Genomic DNA, 15,465 nt, shown 5'->3' on the forward strand with positions numbered 1-15,465 from the left:
TTATTCGTTATTGAAGTAATACAATTAGTTACAAGAAGAGGAAGTTTTGATATTGATGATTTCATCCTTAATATGCTTGGAGCTTTGTTAGGATTCGGGATTTGGAAAATGAAGTTCGTTCAGAAATTGCTGAAAAAGCCCCTTGAAGATTCTGCATTTCCATTTGAAAGTTTGTGAAGGATTATTCTTAAACAAACCGGGAGCGTTTCTGGAACAAGAAGAAACGCTTATTCTACTATTGAGACAGAAGAGTTGAATAAGGTTATTTTAAAAGAAATCATATAGAATTGAGGATATAGGATGGGGATATTTTTCAAAAAGATGTCTGGAAAGGAAATTGATAATTGGGGTAAAGGGTGTGTTTTTGGCTTTTATACCTTCTTAATAACTTTGTTTATAAATCAAACATATTACTATATTCTTAATAGTTACTTGTTTTCAAACTTCGCTATTTTTTGGATTGGGTTGATATCTGCTTTTGCTTGGTCTTTCATTTTAAATATTAAATTCTTTAAAGGAACTGAAGTTAGAAAGTGAAACATCTGTTTATTAAGCTAAACCAGCTAATAGTTTATCTATCTCCCCAATTTCAGAAATGATTGTTGCCGCGATTTTTTCTCCGATACCAGGGATAGATTGGATAATCTTATATTCTTCAATTTCCTTTGCGAGAGTATCTATCTCAGCGTCCAACTCTGATAGGTGCTCTTTGTATTGAAGAAGCATATCAATATACATACTAAGGCTCAGTAAATGACTTTGATATAGTGTCTTTTGAAATGGATTTCGTGCTGCTGCTTTCTTAAGATCTTGAGCTTTTTCTTCTGCCCATTTCTTTGAGCGACTTTTGCAGAATTCCTTAATTTTATTTGCCAACGTATCTTCACTAACAGCTAAAATATCTTCTGATGCTGGGAATTCTTTTAGTGTAAGCAAAGAAACAACAGAATATAAGTCACCAAAAACCCCTCTGTATTCAGGAAATATTTGATCTAATATTGCTTGAAATTGTAACTTGGTTTGAACATATATTCCCGTTATATTCTCATGTTGCCTTGTGAGATTACGAAGGTTCAAGAGTTGAATTCCACGCTTCTTATATGGCTCTAAATCCTCTTTGTAGTAAAGCTCACAAAGACGATAGGCATCTATGGCATCGGTTTTAACTTTTCGTAAACTAGAACTTTTGGCTCTATGAGAGATCAATGGATTAACGATGATTAATAAATATTGATGTTCCTCTAGAAACTGAACAACTGGTGCATGATAATGTCCAGTAGCTTCTAAAACAACCGAAGGTTGAATACCAGTTTTATCTTTTATGCCACCCAGAAACTCAAGTAAAGATCCTAGCCCATCAAGATCATGTTTGATACTAAAACTTTTACCGTAAGGTTTTCCCTTATCTAAAAAAGCCTGAACTTCACTTTCTCCTTTTGAAACATCCAGACCAACGACTGGATTCATTCTAAATCTCCTCCTCAAATTAAACTTGCCAGTAACCCCTAATTCCTCCTAGTAGTATCATAGCTTCGTTTGTTATACGAGATCTAAGTCCCAACCAGCCTCAAACATGTTTCTACCAGTAGGGGGTGAACGGTTTAACTGACGGGGTCTAAGCCCCACGGGCGCTTACGTTCTACCCTGGCTACTGTTATAATAAGACCATATAAAAAAAGGTCAACCAGAAATATTTTCTTATCTGGTTAACCTTATAATACGAACGGGTGCTTTTGTTCAATAAGACTTTGACAATGATCTTCAACAATCGGGTCGAACAAAGTTGAATCGCCTCTCCTTATCAAAGTGAAAAAAGCAGGTTAGGTCATTTTAAAAAAAGAATTTTCACTTGAGCTATATTAATATTCTTGTGCTGGGTGGTGGAGAATGTTTTTAATAAAAATGATTGTTTATATTATCCTTGCTTTTATCGTTGCGAAAAACGTGGATCAATGGGCAAGGAAAATACTAAAAGTGGAAAAAACACCTGATTCTAAAAGCACTAAATATTTAAAAAATCGCTTTGACAACATCCTTACTTTTGTGTTCGTAATCGGTGTCTATTTGGCAATAGACTACAATCCTACTCTTGTATTTTGGGTTGTTCTCATGTGGTGTGCCTCTCTCTTTGGCGTAACAGCCTACATGGAGTGGCGTTTTTTTAAAAAATCAAATGAGTATAAAGTCACGATCATAATGGGTGTCTATGCAGCGCTTGTTATTTGTATAGGGTTAACCTTGGGTATTTTTGGTTTTGCGCCGATTGCTGAATAAAGGTAATTGCTCTTTTTTCCAGCTTACGGACATTCAAGACGGGACCACCATGACCAAGTGGAATTATGATGAGAATGGAAACCTTCTTGATGACGGTCGTTTTCTTTATGAATGGGACGCAAAGAATGATTCAATTGAATATAGAAAAAGCGTGTTTTGATCAATCTTTTTTTCAAAACACGCTTTTTCTATTTGCTCTTTTATCAAGGTTTAAAGAGTTAATTTAAACAAACTTTATTTCAATGCTACATAAAAGGGTGATCATCGTAACGTTACCATCTTCATTTTTAGATTTCTTCGGTAATTTTAGCACTTCTCTCTCCACCTCAATATCATTCGTAACCTAGGAATCTCCCTATTGAATAAACTTACTAACTTTACCATATTACTTTGCCTCATCTAAAAAAAATCAGATAAAGATTCAAACAAGCAAAGAAGGCTATCGTAATGATATGGGTAATCCAAAATTCTTTTCGCTCTTCTTTCGGATAGGTAAACACATATATATACCCAATTACAAACATGATCACGCTTAATATATAAAATATAACCCAGCTTTGTTGGCTAGTTAAATAATCGTTGTCTCCACCTAAATACGCTAAAAGAAAGACTGCACCTATAAGAAAAACCAGATAATAATTAACAATTTTCTTTGCTTTTACAGAGTTAATAAATGTTATTTGCATATGATCCAACCTTTATCATTTTTATATGGTCTACAGCTAAACGAGACCTGTTATTTTGCTCTTTCTTCAATCCAATTAGGGGTAGTAGTACCAGCGTTCGTGCAACCAGGGGCAAAGTAGATTGTAGACATTGCTCAAGTACCTCTTGCTGTTCCATAGAAAAATATTGTTTACTTTGCAAAAAAGTTCTTTACTGGAGGATGCTACCGATCTTCAACGATCGGGCGCGATTGTGGAACAACGTAGGTAGAAAATGCTTTTTTATAAAAATCAAACTTAAATCTGCTGAAAAAGAATCCATTTAGCAAACTTTATTTCAAAGCAACATAGACTGAAAAATTCGTAAAATCCAGGTCGAACAACATGCGCCCCAATATCTTTGTGGGTGTCTGAAGGCAGTAAAGTTGCACTCAAAAAATAAGTGCCAATTAATCCAAATTGGCACTACAACATAGTAAATATTTACTTCCGCATAATCATTGTCCACCTATCCATGTCTTCAAAGCCTAAGCGTTTATAAATTCTACCTGCTTCTGGATTATCGTAAAAGAGACATAAACTTTTACCTTCTGCTAAAAGATCATGACAGAGCTTACTTAAACATCGGCTAGCAAGTCCTTTCCTTTTATGAGAGTCGAGTGTACATACCCCAACAACCATGGCCGAGTAATTATTTTCTGCAGCAGTGGAAACAGCAGAAACCATTTCACCTTTTTCTTCGACATAATAGGTTCTTGATACGCCCTTTTCCATGGAACGTTTTCTCTCTTCTGGGGAAGAGGGGCGTTCGAATTCTTTGATTTTTGTGTAAAGCTCACAAATACGATTAATATCAGCTAGAGTTGCAATTTTTACATGTTGCGGTTTAGATTGCTGAAGTTTTGAAGCGTTGCTGCATTTTGCGTAATATAGTTTTCTAGGATCCTTAAGTGAAACGGTTATGTAATGGAGTATCTTAGATGTTATTTTATCTAACCCTGAAAGCATAACAGCCTGTTTACTCGCTGAAAAGATTTCTGCAAACCCCTTAGCATCAAAGTCACCTGAACTATATGGAATGAAATTTCCTTCATAGTGAAGCAAGATAGCTCTTAGCTCGCCATCTTCTGTGAAGTCTCCCCAAACTTGTTGAAAGTCTTCTTCAAACCCAAAGGTCTCAATATCGCTAATGAGAAATAAATTCTCAGCGGGGCGTTCTTTTATTAAATCCAAACAACTAGTGTAATCATGTTGACTTAATAACCTAATCATAAGTGAGCCCCTCTCCTCATTTTTTACCTATTTTAACATAAAACCCAAAATCCTATATCTAAAAGTGAAAGTTAAACGTTTGTTTAAAAGGAAATTAAGGATAAATGTTAGAAAGTAGAAGAATAAGAAATTTTTATATTAGTTTCGAATTGATTCGTTTTGGGAAGTGTTATAATATCGATATACATTAATATAAAGGGTGATGACATGCTCGGTGAAAAATTATTAAAAGGGTTAAACGATCAAATGAATTATGAATTTTATGCAGCACATTCCTATTTAGCGATGGCAGCTTATTGTTCAGCAGAGAGTTATGATGGATTTGCTAAATTCTTTTTAGTTCAAGCGGAAGAGGAACGCTTCCACGCAATGAAGTTCTATAACTTCATTAATGCGCTCGGGGAAAGAGCAACGATTCAAGAGTTAGCAGAACCTAATAATCAATTTAGTTCGATTCTTGATGCATTTGAAAAAGCATTGCTTCAAGAAAAGGATGTTACAAAGAAAATATATTACTTATCTGATCTGGCTCTTGATGATAGAGAGCATGCAACAATCAATTTCTTGAAATGGTTCATTGAAGAGCAAGTTGAAGAAGAAGATATGTTTGATAGTGTTATTCAAAAATTGAAACGTATTGATGATGATAGTAATGCCTTCTTTATGTTAGATGATGAATTTGCTAAGCGTACATTTACACCAGAGGCGGAATAATATGATTTATGATTGAGTATAAAACCACAACGGTTTTGTACTCTTTTTTTTGTCATGATATCACACTTAAAAATGTAGAGTCCTTTCCTTGCATATACATTAATAAGGGAGGGGCTCAACATGAATACAACTCAGTTACCAGTTGACATTATTTCACGTCAAATGATTCAACCACCCAGGTTGGATGTATATTATCCAGAGTTAGCCGGACTTGTCGATTCACATATTCAAAGACGATTGAACGAAAGGGTTAGAAAACAAGTAACGACCATGATCAGAAAGCAAACGTATAATGAGCAAACAACGATCACAGGGGGATTTGAAATAAAAAATAATCAGCGAGAGGTCATAAGTTTAACAAACAGCCATTATTCCTACTCAGGGGGGGCCCATGGAATAACGATTCAACGTTCATTAACGATGAATGTGAGAGATGGTCGTATTTATACATTGAGAGATCTCTTTAAGCCTAATGTAAATTATCAAGAAAGGTTGAATGAATTAATCTCTAAACAAATTGAAGAAAGAAACCTTCCCATTTTAAATGAATTTCAAGGTATTACGGCTAATCAATATTTTTATATTGCTGATAAAGCTCTCGTCCTGTACTTTCAACTTTATGAGTTAGTTCCTTACGCATGGGGATTTCCTTACTTTGTCATATCGCTATTTGATATTCAAGATTTGTTGCTAGAGGATGGGGCACTTGGGAGAATGAGTTACTAACAAAGAAATCCTCTCTATAAAGATAGAGAGGATTTCTAAACAGTAAGCATCGTTTTTCTATTATTTTAAGAATGAACGTAGCATCCAGTTATGTTTCTCTAACGATTGGTGAATCGCTAATAGCATATCTGCCGTCGTTTCATCACCGAGTGAATCAGCCGCTTCCATACCTTCTTTTAATTCATCAATTAGTGTATTGAAATCTTCAACAAGTTCGCCTACCATAGCTTCAGCATCTTGACTGCCACTAGCTTCGTTAACAGATGCGGTCTCTAAGAACTCCTTCATTGTGGCAGCAGGATGTCCTTTAAGTGCTAAAAGGCGTTCAGCTAATTCATCGATATGTGTAGATGCTTCGTTATAAAGCTCTTCAAATTTTGCATGTAGTGTGAAGAAGGCTGGTCCTTTTACATACCAGTGATAATTGTGTAGCTTGATAAATAAAACACTCCAGTTAGCAATTTGCTTGTTTAGGATTAATGATACTTTGTCTTGACTCATACGATTACCTCCTCATTTTCACTTCACTTCACTTTACTATTTCCCATTTCAGGAAAATTATAAACCAAAATTTTCTTTAATACTGTGATAAATTCGTGGATTTTGGAAATAAATAGGGCATTTTAGTGACATTAACTCGGTTACCTTGACGTTTCCAAGTAAAACTCAGGGTGTGACAACATTATGGAGAAAGCTCCCACCGTGAATCTGTGTGAACATCTCTCCGGCAGCTTGTACCAATTTGGTAGCCTCTTCTGCTTCCATGGATGAACGTAGATAAAATAGATGAAGAGCAGAGGTGGTATCTGTGGTTACCTTTGTGCGGAGCGAGTCAACGATCGGACTACCAAAAGCTCCTTCTGTGTCTGTGCTTACCAATTTTCCACTCATATCATTTACACGTCCGTTTACTCCCTCATAGCTTTCATTTTCTCTTCCAAGACGAAGAGTAATATCTCCTTTGATTTTATCCAAGTCGTAAATACCTAAAGGAATACTATATTGCAAAGAAAAGAACGTATTTAAGTCAACGGCTGAATGAACGAGTGGTAACGGATCACCTTTTTTCACTCGTCTTAAGAGAGCTTCATGGGAAGGACGATATCTCCCAGGATCCATGTTTAACGCTTTAAACGTTTGGCGCCATTCTGAAATACCTGCAAACTCTGCTAACGGTTTTGTATCTAATTCGATCTTTAATGTTTCTTGAAAAAATTGTAAACGACCTTTTAACATTTGTGGTGAGTCGCTAATCACGATATTATGGTAATGGATAACCCCTATTTTAAACTGAGGGACATGAAATGAAACAGATTCATTGATTGAAACGTTAACCATGGATAAAACCTCCAAATAAATCTTTTTATGCTAATTGTAGCATATGGGTAACAAAAGATAGAAGAAAGGTGAAGGGCCTATGACACTTGCCCAATTAAAGGATAAGCTTATTGCATATAGTAAAACAATAGGAGTCGATAAAATTGGTTTTGCTTCTGCAGACCCATTTCTTCAGTTAAAAGATCGTCTTCTTACTCAGCAAGAATTAGGGTTTCAATCTGGTTTTGAGGAACCGAATATAGAGAAGCGAGTTGAACCTGAGAAGCTGCTTCAAGGAGCGAGGACGATTATTTCGATAGCGCTTGCGTACCCTTCGAAAATGTCGAATCCACCTAAAAACACGAAAGAAGAGCGGAGAGGGATTTTCTGTCGTGCATCATGGGGGAAGGATTATCATGATGTTTTAAGAGATCGCTTGAAGAAGATTGAACAGTTTTTGCAAGAGCATGTTCCTGAAGCTAGGACGATTTCGATGGTTGATACAGGAGAACTTTCAGACCGTGCTGTGGCAGAACGTGCAGGAATTGGCTGGAGTGGTAAGAACTGTGCAATTATCACACCGGAATTTGGAAGTTATGTGTACTTAGGAGAAGTAGTCACAACCATCTCTTTTGAACCGGATACGCCTATGACTGAACAATGTGGAACATGTACGAAATGTATTGATGCCTGTCCTACTGATGCCCTTGTACAGGGAGGACAGTTAGATTCGAATAAATGTATCGCTTTTTTAACACAAACAAAAACGTTTCTGCCAGATCAATACCGAAAAAAACTGGGTAATCGAATTTATGGTTGTGACACATGTCAACAAGTGTGTCCAGAAAACAAAGGAAAAAACTTTCATCTACATCCTGAAATGGAGCCAGACCCTGAAATTGCTAAACCTAAGTTAATCCCATTACTAACGATGAGTAATCGAGAGTTTAAAAATAAATTCGGGCATGTATCTGGTTCATGGCGCGGCAAAAAGCCGATACAGAGAAATGCCATTATTGCACTTGCTCACTTTAAAGATCAGCAAGCATTGCCAGTGCTAACGGAATTATTAAAAAAGGACCCCCGTCCTGTAATTAGAGGCACAGCTGCTTGGGCTATTGGTGTAATAGGGAGCTTAGAAGAGAAAAAGCTACTTAATCAGGCAAAAAATGTAGAAAAAGAAGAAGAGGTGCTTCGAGAGATCGAAAAAGGGCTAAATATCCTTGAATACAAGGATTAAATTTCTAGCACCATTTAAGCTTACTAATGTAAGATAAGGAAAAGATTGGACAATCGGAAGGAAGGGATTAGATGACAGCGCAAACAACTCATTATGTCACGGAAATGAATAGTCCCATAGGCACACTTACGATCGTTGCAACAGATAAGGGCGTTTGTCATATTCATTTTGGAGAATTAGTTAAATGTATGGCATCATTAAAAGCCTGGTTGAAAAAACAAGGTAGAAAAGGTGAAGTCCTTCATTGTGACGAAACACTAAAGCCCATCTGTCAACAACTAGAAGAATATTTCTCTGGGAAACGAAGAAAATTCGATGTAGCATTAGATTTATGTGGAACTGAATTCCAAAAAAAAGTATGGAATACATTAAGTGAAATTGATTATGGAGAAACAAAATCATATAAAGAGATTGCTCAAAGCATTGGAGCGCCTAAAGCTGTTCGAGCTATCGGGGGCGCAAATAATCAAAATCCAATTCCTATTATTATTCCGTGTCATCGTGTGATTGGGAGTAATGGAAATATGGTGGGATATGGCGGTGGATTAGATAAAAAGGAATTACTTTTAAGTCTTGAAGGAGCTATCGAAAAAATTTCTTAAGGAAGGGTGACTGTGTCACTCTTTTTTTTGTTGGATGAAACGACCTAGGCCCTCCCTATTTCTAAATGCAAACAGTTATGCATAGGTTTTAAATGGAAAGGGGAAATGAATGATGAGGGAAGAAATTGTAAAAAAATTACATGAACATATTGAAAGAAGGAATAAACAATTTGTAGAAGAGGTCAGAGAAGGGCAGCAAGATGAACAGGTTGAAAAAAAAAGAAACATGCATAAAGAAAGGGGAGCTGAAATCGTAAAAGTCTCTGTAGAAGGAGACATCGTTCGATCCTCTAGTTTAGACCATCAGCTATTTGTTGATTACTGTATGCGAACTGAATATTTAATTCAATTAAAAGATGAACTTTATATAGAAGAAGAACGAGAGAATCGCAGAGCTATTTTTACGAATGAAGAATTAGTGGAAGATGCTTTCAATCATCAATTTGAGTTAGAACGAGAAGCTGTAGCGGATCCAACTGTGACGATGCATCAACGGAATATGAATTCCAGACCTTATAATCGCCGGGAAGCGGTTCGGTATGCAGAACGTTGGTGGGATGACTATAATCCAGGATACCGAAAATTCACAGATAATTGTACTAATTTTATTTCTCAGTGCTTGCGTGCTGGGGGAGCATCTATGACGGGCCATTCTAATCGTGAGAAGGGATGGTGGTATCGTACTGATAAATGGAGTTTAAGCTGGGCCGTTGCCCATTCTTTAAGATGGTACTTGAGCGGGGCACAAAATGGATTACGTGGAATAGAAAAAGAGCGAGCGTCAGAACTAGAACCAGGCGACTTAATTTGCTATGACTTTGACGGAGATGGGCGGTGGCAACATACAACGATTGTCGTTGCGAAAGACCCAAATGGGGAACCACTTGTGAACGCCCAGACGGCGAATAGTCGAATGCGTTATTGGAAGTATGAAGATTCGACTGCTTGGACGCCGAATATTAAATATAAATTTTTTCAAATTGTAACGTAGACTATTGGATGACTCTTACATGTGTTGCTCTTGCTTAGGGTTAAAATGTGACAGATGAGGGGAAGAAAACGAGGTAAGAGTCATCCTTATTTAGATTTCTTCTTTCAACTAGAGGTGATATAATGAATTTTGTCGCAGAGGGACAAAGAATGAGAAGAAATTGAGGTGTTTGCACGTGGGCTTACATATCGTGCTTTATCAACCAGAAATTCCTGCAAATACAGGAAACATTGCGAGAACATGTGCGGGTACAAATACAACGCTGCATTTAATTCGTCCACTTGGTTTTTCGACGGATGATAAAATGCTTAAACGAGCAGGCTGTGATTATTGGCCGAGCGTGACGATTAAGTATTATGATTCATTGGACGAGCTATTTGCCTCCTATCCTGAAGGTCAATTTTATTATATTGAAACAGTGGGAACAAAAAATTATAGTGAATTTGATTACTCAGATAAAGAGGTTGACCATCTTTTCGTGTTTGGACGAGAAACGACTGGAATTCCACAAAATATCATTGAGAAAAATTTAGACCGTTGTTTTCGAATTCCGCAAACGGATAAGATTCGCTCTTTAAATGTATCGAATACGGCAGCTATTGTCATTTATGAAGCGATTCGTCAACAAGGATTCACAGGCTTATCCTAACAAACAAAAAAAATCGACCATCTCAAGTGAGCTTGGTCGATTTTTAAGAACTATAAAGAGGCTGTAATTAATTCTTGTGTGGATTGTCTTCGTACCCTGCAGTAAAAATAGCAGTAAGGAAAACAATACTAACACCAAGGATGAGTAATGTACCCATTTTTATTCCTCCTTGTCACAAATCATAAACTCATTATAATGCAATTCGTTTACAAAAGAAATGAAAAGAGCAATTTTGTGACGGATTAGTCAAAATTAGTTTCTAGCAGCTAGCTAGAAATATCCAAAAAAGTAAGAAAAGAATGGGAGACATGTCTGTTGACAAATCGCTATATTACCAGTCATTTTCCACTAATATCTATCCTTTTATTCAGTTTGGCTTTTGCTATTTTTTTTCAAGGGTTTCTTTTAAATCAGTTGGTTGACTTAGGTATCTATAATGGTATGAGAGAATTTATATCAGAGAGTGGAATTAAACTAACGCTACTTTTTCTTTTGCAATTATTCTTCTTTATGGTTTTTTCAGCGTTAAAATTAATTGCAGATACTACAATTGAACTCTCTATGCTCTTTTTTTCAAAGGATGAAGAGGGAAATGAATTAAACAAAGTTAGAGCGGGGTCATGGATTTATCTTGTTTCAAGTATTCTGGCGCTTTTGCTCGCTCAGTACGTTTTACTCATTGTTATTTTATTTCTTGTAGCAAGCTTGTGTTATTTTATTTATCTGGTTTATAAGATAAGTAACACATTAACTACAGCAGGACTAATTGGCTTTATCTTTTTTCAGGTCATTTTTTGGAGTGTATTTATACTTGCTGTTGTTCTAGCATTAGTGAAACTTTATAACAGTTTTATGGCTAGTTTACCATTTTAAAAGGAAGAGCCATCACTCTAAATGAATTTGAGTGGTGGCTTTTTTAGAAAACAGGTTACAATCCGTATGGAATGAAAGGCCTATTTCATTAACTCTTTCCATATTTCTAAATGAGGGGCCTTACTTGAGATATGAGCAATGCTTGACCATGTATCTTTTCCAACCCAAACACCAGTTGTATACTGATCGGTTAATCCGACAAACCAGAGATCAATGTAATCACTCGAAGTACCTGTTTTTCCCCCAGAGTAAGGGGCAGAGACTTGAGCTCTAGTTGCTGTACCGCTTTCCATGACTTCTGCTAGAAGTTTACGCATCTTGTCATTAGTTGTGTTACTCCATACTTCAACCTTCTTTTCTTCCCAACTGTAAAGAATGGTTCCGTCTTTAGCAGTTACCTGTCTAATTCCATAAGCTGGTCGATAAGAGCCATTCTGAGCAAACGTTGTGTAGGCTCTTGTTAATTCAATCGGCGATACTCCGTGAGTAAACCCTCCAAGTGCAGAGGCAAGCAAATGATCGCCTGAATCAACTTTAGAAAATGAAAATTTATCGAGATAAGTGAAAGCAGTGTCTACTCCTACTCTGTCTAAAATACGTACTGCCGGTGTGTTGTAAGAATGTTTTAAGGCTGTCATTAAAGGGACCATGCCATATTGGCCACCTCCGTAATTATTAGGGCAATACTCCTTACCATTCTTTTCTTTTATACAAACACGATCAGCATTTATTGTACTTTGGAGAGGAATATTTAACTCTTCAAAGTAAGGTGCATAAACAAGTAATGGTTTAATAGCGGAAGCTGGTTGACGGTACATTTGATAACCACGGTTTAGATCAAATTTCTTATACTCTTTCCCTCCTGTAAGGGCAATTAATTCATGGTTTTGGTGATCAATCACAACAGCAGCAGCTTGTACATCAGACTGCGGTACTTGCCTGTGGATCGATTTAATCGCTAAGCTTTGCATAAATGGATCAAGCGCTGTTTCAATTTGAATCCCTTGCACTAATAATTGTTGAACGTGTTGTTGTAGGGATTGTTCAATCTTCTGTTTAGCCTCATCTGTTTCGGCCTGTCTAAGTTTAAGATCATACCCTTCCCTTTCAGCTACAAGATCGATCAATTCTTGATGAATATAAGTAACATAATCCGGATGATTGTCGACTTTCGTTCGGACATTTAACGTTATTGAATCGGTTAATGCTTGTTCGTATTGATCTTCAGTGACATAGGAAGCCTCTAGCATCTTCTTAAGAACCCATTCCTGCCTTAATTTCGTGCGGTCACTATTCATAATTGGATCGTAATGGCTTGGATTGTTTGGCACTGCACTTAAAAATGCAGCTTCGGCAAGTGTTAAACGTTCACTCGGCTTATTAAAATAATACCTGCTTGCTGCTTCAATTCCGTAAACTCCATTACTGAAATAGACAGTGTTAATATAAAGCTCAATAATGTCTTGTTTGGAATATGTTTTCTCTAATTCGTGTGCATAAAGAATTTCACTCATTTTCCGATTGTAGGTTTGGTCATGCGAAAGGAAAAGGTTACGAACGAGCTGCTGCGTCATCGTACTTCCGCCTTCTTCAATTCCTTCTTGTTTTGCATTAGCCATAATCGCCCTTGCAATCGCAATGGCATCATAGCCTTTATGTTCAAAAAAACGTTGATCTTCTGTTGCAATAAAAGCGTCGATCACAAGCGCAGGAATTTCGTCATAGTTTAAATAAACTCGATTCGTGTCTCGATATATTTCACTAATGACATCTCCATTTCGGTCCGTCATGAAACTATTTGATGAAAGAGAAATGTCATTTAAGTCAACATGATCTTGTAACACATCCGATAAAGTTTTTACTTCTTTGACTTCAGCTGTGACTTCGACTAATAAAAAGGTAAATGCGATAAAGATAAGGCCAATTAAAATCCACCCTGTACTAGATTTAAGCATTGTTGTACACACTCTTTTCAAATTGTAATAAAAGCTGCTAACAAAGGTTGCGTTAACCTTGTTTAGTCGCCTTTTTATTTGTTAAATCCTTGTTCGTGCTCATTCAGTTTATTCTCATGTATTGTACCATTAAAAAAGTTTTCTAGGTGTTGGAAACAGTAGGGAACAAGGAATTACAGCAGAAGAAATTGAAATGTGATGCATGTTCACTTTCTATTTTGCATATGTTTTATTAATCTCGCTCTTGACCACGAGGATGGAGGTACGTTATATGTCTATATTAAAGAAAATTGAAAATTTCAGAGAAGAAGAAGAACGTTTGAAGTGGGAAGGGACATTTGCTGACTATTTAGACATGTTAAAAGAAAAGCCATTGGTTGCCCAAACTGCTCACTCCCGTGTTTATAATATGATAAAAGATGCTGGAGTTGAAGAAGTGAATGGCAAGAAGGAGTATTCCTTTTTTAAGGAGCAACTCTATGGAGTTGAAGAATCGCTTGAGAAATTAGTAGAAGAGTACTTTCACTCAGCTGCCAAAAGACTCGATGTTAGAAAACGGATTCTCTTGTTAATGGGACCTGTAAGTGGAGGTAAGTCAACACTTGTGACCATGCTAAAACGAGGATTAGAGCAATATTCAAGAACCGACAATGGTGCCGTCTTTGCCATTAAAGGTTGTCCAATGCATGAAGATCCCCTTCATTTAATTCCGAATCATCTTCGTAAAGATTTTTATGAAGAGTATGGAATTAAAATAGAAGGAAATCTGTCTCCGTTGAACATGATGCGTGTCGAGGAAGAGTATGGTGGAAGAATTGAAGATGTTATCGTTGAACGCATTTTCTTCTCAGAAGATAAGCGAACAGGGATCGGTACGTTTAGTCCATCAGATCCGAAGTCACAGGACATTGCTGATTTAACAGGTAGTATTGATTTTTCAACGATTGCTGAATATGGTTCAGAGTCAGATCCTAGGGCTTACCGATTTGATGGTGAATTAAATAAGGCAAATCGAGGGATGATGGAGTTCCAAGAGATGTTAAAATGCGATGAGAAATTCCTATGGCATTTGCTCTCACTTACACAAGAGGGGAATTTTAAAGCAGGTAGATTTGCATTAATTAGTGCAGATGAATTGATTGTTGCTCATACGAATGAATCCGAATACAAGTCATTTATATCTAATAAAAAGAATGAAGCCCTACATTCAAGGATTATCGTGATGAAAGTGCCGTATAATCTGAAGGTTGATGAAGAAGAAAGAATTTATAAGAAGATGATTGCAGATAGCGATTTATCACATGTTCATATTGCGCCACATGCGTTAAGGGTTGCTGCTATCTTCACTATTTTAACAAGGCTTAAAGAACCGACCAAACAAGGTGTAGACTTACTTAAGAAAATGCGGTTATATAATGGCGAGAGTGTAGAAGGATTTAACTCTCAAGACTTAGCAGAATTAAAACAGGAAGACCCAGATGAGGGTATGAGCGGAATCGACCCGCGTTATGTCATTAACCGGATTTCTTCTGCGATTATTAGAAAGCAATTAACATCGATCAATGCACTTGATGTTCTGCGCTCAATTAAAGATGGTCTAAGTGAGCATGCTTCCATCAGTAAAGAAGATCGCGAGCGGTATATGGATTTCATTGCGGTAGCACGTAAAGAATACGACACGATTGCGAAAAAAGAAGTTCAAAAAGCGTTTGTGTATTCGTATGATGAATCAGCGAAGACGTTAATGGATAACTATTTAGATAATGTAGAGGCCTATTGTAATAAGAATAAATTACGTGACCCTCTAACTGGTGAAGAAATGACACCAGATGAAAAGTTAATGCGCTCTATTGAGGAGCAGATCGGAATCTCTGAAAACGCAAAGAAAGCATTCCGTGAAGAGATTCTCATTCGTATTTCAGCTTATGCGAGAAAAGGAAAGAAATTTGATTACAATTCCCATGAGCGTTTACGTGAAGCTATTCAGAAAAAGCTGTTTGCTGATCTGAAGGATATCGTGAAGATCACGACTTCAACGAAGACCCCAGATGAGTCCCAGTTGAAGAAAGTCAACGAAGTGATTGCTAGATTAATTGATGAGCACGGTTATAACTCAACATCTGCTAATGAACTTCTTCGATATGTTGGAAGTCTTCTGAATAGGTAACATAGAGCAGTCTTCACTTA

Annotated in this window: 15 protein-coding genes and 1 pseudogene; 11 read left to right on the forward strand and 5 right to left on the reverse strand. The window is 36.8% G+C overall.

Features of this window, described 5'->3' with window-relative positions; translation table 11 throughout:
- The coding region (locus tag PQ474_RS12310; RefSeq protein ID WP_273844038.1) for a VanZ family protein at positions 1 to 177 on the forward strand (177 nt) is incomplete at its 5' end.
- Positions 178 to 570: 393 nt separating this feature from the next.
- On the opposite strand, the pseudogene PQ474_RS12315 reads toward PQ474_RS12310, so the two are convergent.
- A pseudogene (locus PQ474_RS12315) lies at positions 571 to 1,467 on the reverse strand (IS110 family RNA-guided transposase); the annotation flags it as partial.
- A gap of 420 nt (positions 1,468 to 1,887) precedes the next feature.
- On the opposite strand from PQ474_RS12315, the gene PQ474_RS12320 reads away from it, so the two are divergent.
- Together PQ474_RS12320 and PQ474_RS12325 are read left to right on the forward strand one after the other, a co-directional pair.
- A complete protein-coding gene (locus PQ474_RS12320) occupies positions 1,888 to 2,274 on the forward strand; it encodes a DUF4181 domain-containing protein (RefSeq protein WP_273843600.1) in 387 nt (128 codons plus the stop codon).
- A gap of 68 nt (positions 2,275 to 2,342) precedes the next feature.
- Positions 2,343 to 2,501, forward strand: a complete 159-nt coding sequence (locus PQ474_RS12325; RefSeq protein ID WP_273843602.1) for a hypothetical protein — start codon at positions 2,343 to 2,345, stop codon at positions 2,499 to 2,501.
- A gap of 921 nt (positions 2,502 to 3,422) precedes the next feature.
- On the opposite strand, the gene PQ474_RS12330 is transcribed toward PQ474_RS12325, so the two are convergent.
- Entirely contained in the window at positions 3,423 to 4,211 is a 789-nt protein-coding gene (locus PQ474_RS12330; RefSeq protein ID WP_273843605.1) for a GNAT family N-acetyltransferase, read from the reverse strand.
- 207 nt (positions 4,212 to 4,418) lie between these two features.
- Here PQ474_RS12330 and PQ474_RS12335 point away from each other — a divergent pair, with 207 nt between their 5' ends.
- Together PQ474_RS12335 and PQ474_RS12340 are read left to right on the forward strand one after the other, a co-directional pair.
- Positions 4,419 to 4,925 (forward strand): ferritin, encoded by a 507-nt coding sequence (locus PQ474_RS12335; protein WP_273843607.1) that lies wholly within the window; start codon positions 4,419 to 4,421, stop codon positions 4,923 to 4,925.
- A 120-nt stretch (positions 4,926 to 5,045) separates the two neighbouring features.
- Positions 5,046 to 5,651: a DUF3298 and DUF4163 domain-containing protein gene (locus PQ474_RS12340; RefSeq protein WP_273843608.1), complete on the forward strand. Its 606-nt coding sequence runs from the start codon at positions 5,046 to 5,048 to the stop codon at positions 5,649 to 5,651.
- 60 nt (positions 5,652 to 5,711) lie between these two features.
- Here PQ474_RS12340 and PQ474_RS12345 read toward each other — a convergent pair whose 3' ends face one another.
- Positions 5,712 to 6,152, reverse strand: a complete 441-nt coding sequence (locus tag PQ474_RS12345; protein WP_273843611.1) for a Dps family protein — start codon at positions 6,150 to 6,152, stop codon at positions 5,712 to 5,714.
- A gap of 165 nt (positions 6,153 to 6,317) precedes the next feature.
- The gene (locus PQ474_RS12350; RefSeq protein ID WP_273843613.1) at positions 6,318 to 6,989 is read right to left on the reverse strand and encodes a B3/B4 domain-containing protein; all 672 of its coding nucleotides are present in this window, start codon (positions 6,987 to 6,989) and stop codon (positions 6,318 to 6,320) included.
- Positions 6,990 to 7,068: 79 nt separating this feature from the next.
- On the opposite strand from PQ474_RS12350, the gene queG reads away from it, so the two are divergent.
- The 5 genes from queG to PQ474_RS12375 all read left to right on the forward strand — a co-directional run bounded on the left by queG (position 7,069) and on the right by PQ474_RS12375 (position 11,323).
- Positions 7,069 to 8,208 (forward strand): tRNA epoxyqueuosine(34) reductase QueG, encoded by a 1,140-nt coding sequence (queG, locus tag PQ474_RS12355; RefSeq protein WP_273843615.1) that lies wholly within the window; start codon positions 7,069 to 7,071, stop codon positions 8,206 to 8,208.
- Between the two features lie 71 nt (positions 8,209 to 8,279).
- Complete coding sequence (locus PQ474_RS12360) at positions 8,280 to 8,810, forward strand: methylated-DNA--[protein]-cysteine S-methyltransferase (protein ID WP_273843617.1); 531 nt, start codon at positions 8,280 to 8,282, stop codon at positions 8,808 to 8,810.
- Positions 8,811 to 8,922: 112 nt separating this feature from the next.
- Entirely contained in the window at positions 8,923 to 9,801 is an 879-nt protein-coding gene (locus tag PQ474_RS12365; RefSeq protein ID WP_273843619.1) for an amidase domain-containing protein, read from the forward strand.
- 175 nt (positions 9,802 to 9,976) lie between these two features.
- A complete protein-coding gene (gene trmL / locus PQ474_RS12370; protein WP_273843621.1) occupies positions 9,977 to 10,450 on the forward strand; it encodes a tRNA (uridine(34)/cytosine(34)/5-carboxymethylaminomethyluridine(34)-2'-O)-methyltransferase TrmL in 474 nt (157 codons plus the stop codon).
- Between the two features lie 315 nt (positions 10,451 to 10,765).
- Complete coding sequence (locus tag PQ474_RS12375) at positions 10,766 to 11,323, forward strand: YufK family protein (RefSeq protein ID WP_273843622.1); 558 nt, start codon at positions 10,766 to 10,768, stop codon at positions 11,321 to 11,323.
- Between the two features lie 80 nt (positions 11,324 to 11,403).
- On the opposite strand, the gene PQ474_RS12380 is transcribed toward PQ474_RS12375, so the two are convergent.
- Positions 11,404 to 13,278, reverse strand: coding sequence for a transglycosylase domain-containing protein (locus PQ474_RS12380; RefSeq protein WP_273843624.1), 1,875 nt, complete (start codon positions 13,276 to 13,278; stop codon positions 11,404 to 11,406).
- A gap of 271 nt (positions 13,279 to 13,549) precedes the next feature.
- Between PQ474_RS12380 and PQ474_RS12385 the strand changes: the two genes are divergently transcribed.
- Positions 13,550 to 15,445, forward strand: a complete 1,896-nt coding sequence (locus PQ474_RS12385; RefSeq protein WP_273843626.1) for a PrkA family serine protein kinase — start codon at positions 13,550 to 13,552, stop codon at positions 15,443 to 15,445.
- The last annotated feature ends 20 nt before the right edge of the window (positions 15,446 to 15,465 follow it).

Source organism: Halalkalibacter alkalisediminis, from assembly GCF_028610705.1.
In the GTDB taxonomy this organism is placed as follows: Bacteria; Bacillota; Bacilli; order Bacillales; family Bacillaceae_D; genus Halalkalibacter; species Halalkalibacter alkalisediminis.

Bases quoted from the DNA above. Each gene is read 5' to 3' on its own strand.
- PQ474_RS12320 (WP_273843600.1), top strand. From the start codon at position 1,888: ATGTTTTTAATAAAAATGATTGTTTATATTATCCTTGCTTTTATCGTT.
- PQ474_RS12325 (WP_273843602.1), top strand. From the start codon at position 2,343: ATGAGAATGGAAACCTTCTTGATGACGGTCGTTTTCTTTATGAATGGG.
- PQ474_RS12330 (WP_273843605.1), bottom strand. From the start codon at position 4,211: ATGATTAGGTTATTAAGTCAACATGATTACACTAGTTGTTTGGATTTA.
- PQ474_RS12335 (WP_273843607.1), top strand. From the start codon at position 4,419: ATGCTCGGTGAAAAATTATTAAAAGGGTTAAACGATCAAATGAATTAT.
- PQ474_RS12340 (WP_273843608.1), top strand. From the start codon at position 5,046: ATGAATACAACTCAGTTACCAGTTGACATTATTTCACGTCAAATGATT.
- PQ474_RS12345 (WP_273843611.1), bottom strand. From the start codon at position 6,152: ATGAGTCAAGACAAAGTATCATTAATCCTAAACAAGCAAATTGCTAAC.
- PQ474_RS12350 (WP_273843613.1), bottom strand. From the start codon at position 6,989: ATGGTTAACGTTTCAATCAATGAATCTGTTTCATTTCATGTCCCTCAG.
- queG (WP_273843615.1), top strand. From the start codon at position 7,069: ATGACACTTGCCCAATTAAAGGATAAGCTTATTGCATATAGTAAAACA.
- PQ474_RS12360 (WP_273843617.1), top strand. From the start codon at position 8,280: ATGACAGCGCAAACAACTCATTATGTCACGGAAATGAATAGTCCCATA.
- PQ474_RS12365 (WP_273843619.1), top strand. From the start codon at position 8,923: ATGAGGGAAGAAATTGTAAAAAAATTACATGAACATATTGAAAGAAGG.
- PQ474_RS12380 (WP_273843624.1), bottom strand. From the start codon at position 13,278: ATGCTTAAATCTAGTACAGGGTGGATTTTAATTGGCCTTATCTTTATC.
- PQ474_RS12385 (WP_273843626.1), top strand. From the start codon at position 13,550: ATGTCTATATTAAAGAAAATTGAAAATTTCAGAGAAGAAGAAGAACGT.